Annotated in this window: 1 protein-coding gene; it reads left to right on the forward strand. The window is 58.9% G+C overall.

The window, feature by feature from the left end; genetic code table 11:
- The first annotated feature begins 145 nt into the window (after positions 1 to 145).
- A complete protein-coding gene (locus K5880_RS23060; protein WP_003049965.1) occupies positions 146 to 3,061 on the forward strand; it encodes a Tn3-like element IS1071 family transposase in 2,916 nt (971 codons plus the stop codon).
- The last annotated feature ends 143 nt before the right edge of the window (positions 3,062 to 3,204 follow it).

The raw sequence follows: 3,204 nt of genomic DNA on the forward strand, positions 1-3,204 counted from the left end.
GGGGTCTCCTCGTTTTCAGTGCAATAAGTGACGGTACGCAAAGCTAGCACTGGCGCGGGGGTGGTCTGGGTAGACCGTTGATTTCATTGACTTTCCTGTTCGCTTTGTAAACGGGTATGGTGGCCTCCCACTTTTGAGGTTCACGATGCAGGGTTGGCACACAACGTTTTTGGGGATGCGTGGGCTCCCCCGCGATATCAGCGACTTCGAGATGAAGGCATTTTTCACCTTCGATGGTGCCGAGCGCGACGCAATCAATGCACGCCGAGGTGATTCCCACAAGCTTGGTCTGGCGCTCCATATTGGTTTCCTGCGCATGAGTGGGCGTTTGCTCGGTGCCTTTCGGGTAATTCCAGTAGCCTTGTGGCGCCACCTTGGCAACGAGCTTGGCATTGCAGCACCAGAAGTCGCCTCGCTGAGAGCCATGTATGAACGCGGGCGCACGCTATTCGATCACCAACAAGTAGCCTGCACGGTCCTTGGATTCCAGTGGATGAGCGAGCACCAGCGCCGCTCACTGGTACGTGAACTGCGCGACGAAGTGGCGCGCTGCGCCGACCGCGATCAGCTACTCGTGCGGGCGCGTCAATGGCTGTACAAGAACAAGCTGGTGATCGTGCACGAGCGGGCAATTCGGACACTGATTGCGGCGGCACTTGCCCAGCTTGAAGTTGAAACAGGCACCGCCATCGCCGCCAGCGTTGATCCAGCAACACTTGATCGCTGGCGAGCCTCAGTTTCAGAGCTGCGCCCAGATGGACAAACCCAGCAGAGTTGGCTATGGGCTGCACCGGCGAAACACTCAACCCGCCAAATCAGCGAGGTACTGGAGCGCATCGACCTGCTTTACACGCTGGACGTTCATAAGCACCTGGCAGACATCCCCGATCTCATCTTGCGCCGCTACGCGCGCCGACTTGTCTCCAGGCCGCCCTCAGCCGGAGCCAAGATCAAAGAGCCAGCGCGCACCGTGGAGGTCGCATGCTTTCTTCGGTATTGCCTGTTCACCACCACAGACCAGTTGATCCTTATGGTGCAGCGCCGGATCGCCGATCTGTGGCGTCAGGCTGCCGCCGATGTCCCCGCTACCGTCAATTGGGCCGCAATGTACAAAACGCTGCTCGGCGAACTTGTTGCCTTGAGCGCGCAAGGTGCGGTGCCAGATGCTGAGTTGCGTGCCCGTCTTGAAGCCTTGATCACCGAAACCCAGAAACGCAAACCACCGAGCAGGGCCTCCCTGGTCCGCGAGGGATTGATTGATGGAATTCGCCCCGTGCGGTCGTTGCTCGTCGCCATTGCAAAGCTGCCCTGGCAGGCCACCGGCGAGCATCCTGCCATCGAGTACCTTGCCAAGCTGCAAGCTTTATATCTCAAAGGATCCAGAAAGCTGCCAGTTGAAGTGGTGGCACCAAGTCTGGGAATGATCTGGCAGGTTTCGATCTCCAGCCCAGACCGGGAACGGGCGTTTCAGGCGTTGGAGGTGGCCACCCTGTTTGCCCTGCGCCGCGCGGTGCGCAATGGCTCGGTCTGGATTGAGCACAGCCTGAGCTTTCGGGGTCGTGCGCGCTTGTTCTTCACGGACGAGCGTTGGCAGGCAGAGTCCAAGAAACACTATGCCCGTCTATCGTTACCCAGCAAGGCTGCCACTTTCTTGAAGCCTTTGCTGGCCAGAGTAACTGCCGGTGTCGATGCGGTGGCCGCTGCAGCCCGCAGTGGCGTACTGCGCGTGGATGATGAACTCCATTTGTCGCCATTGCCCGCAGAGGACGAAGACCCAGAAGTGACCAAGCTGCGCGCGGCTTTGGATCACCGCATCGGTGAGGTTCAATTGCCGGAAGTGATTCTGGCCGTTGACGCCCAGGTGCGCTTTAGCTGGATCATGCTCGGACGTGAGCCGCGCTCTACCGACGAGCTGCTGATGGTCTATGCCGGCATCATGGCCCACGGCACCAGTCTGACTGCGGTCGAATGCGCGCGCATGATTCCGCAATTGTCTGCCACCAGCATTCGCCAGGCCATGCGCTGGGCGCGGGACGAACGGCGTCTGAGCCAGGCCTGCCAGGCTGTGCTGGAATTCATGCAGCGACACCCGATTGCCGCCACCTGGGGGCGGTCCGATTTGGCATCTTCTGACATGATGAGCATGGAGACCACCAAACGGGTGTGGCAAGCCCGGCTTGATCCTCGGCGCAACACACCTTCCATTGGAATCTACTCCCATGTAAAAGACCGGTGGGGCATCTTCCATGCGCAGCCCTTTGTGCTCAATGAGCGCCAGGCGGGCGTGGCCATTGAAGGTGTCATCCGCCAAGAAAAGCTGGAGACCAGCCAGCTTGCTGTGGATACCCATGGCTACACCGACTTTGCCATGTCACATGCCCGTTTGCTTGGTTTTGATCTTTGCCCGCGGTTGAAGGAACTCAAACAGCGCCACCTCTTTGTGCCACGCGGCACCAAAGTGCCCGCAGAAATCGCTGCGGTGTGCGAAGCCAATGTCGACGTCGCTTTGATCGAAAAGCATTGGGATAGTCTGGTGCACCTGGCAGCCTCGGTCATGAGCGGACATGCCAGTGCGGTGGCAGCTCTTGCGCGGTTCGGTTCTGCCGCCCAGGGCGATCCAATCTATGAGGCTGGCGTGCAATTGGGGCGGTTGCTGCGTACGGCGTTTTTGGCTGACTACTTTGTCAAGGACGCTTTCAGGAACGAGTTGCGCCGGGTGCTCAATCGGGGCGAGGCTGTTAACGCCCTCAAGCGCGCCATTTATACCGGCCGGATCAGCCCGGCGCAGGCCAAACGTGTCGATGAAATGCAGGCTGTGGCCGATGCGTTGAGCCTGATGGCCAACATCGTGATGGCGTGGAATACCTCACAGATGCAGGCGGTCCTGGATCGCTGGTCGAACCGCCGCCAGGTCATTCCACCGGAACTGATCGGGAAGATTGCGCCCACCAGGCTGGAGAGCATCAACTTGCGGGGTGTGTTTCGCTTCCCGGTTGACCGCTATGCTGACCAAATCCTGCCTTCGCGGCCAAATGCATCGATAACTGGCACCAATGGATGAAACCGACCACGGTTTGACGCCACGAATCGCAGATTTGAAAGTGAACAGGAAAGTCAATGAAATCAACGATCTACCAACACCACCTCCGCGCCAGTGCTAGCTTTTCGTACCGTCACTTATTGCACTGAAAACGAGGAGACCCC

Origin of the sequence: Hydrogenophaga sp. (assembly GCF_025699295.1) — a bacterium.
Taxonomy (GTDB): Bacteria; Pseudomonadota; Gammaproteobacteria; order Burkholderiales; family Burkholderiaceae_C; genus Hydrogenophaga.

Coding starts and splice junctions, on each gene's coding strand:
- K5880_RS23060 (WP_003049965.1), top strand. CDS start 146: ATGCAGGGTTGGCACACAACGTTTTTGGGGATGCGTGGGCTCCCCCGC.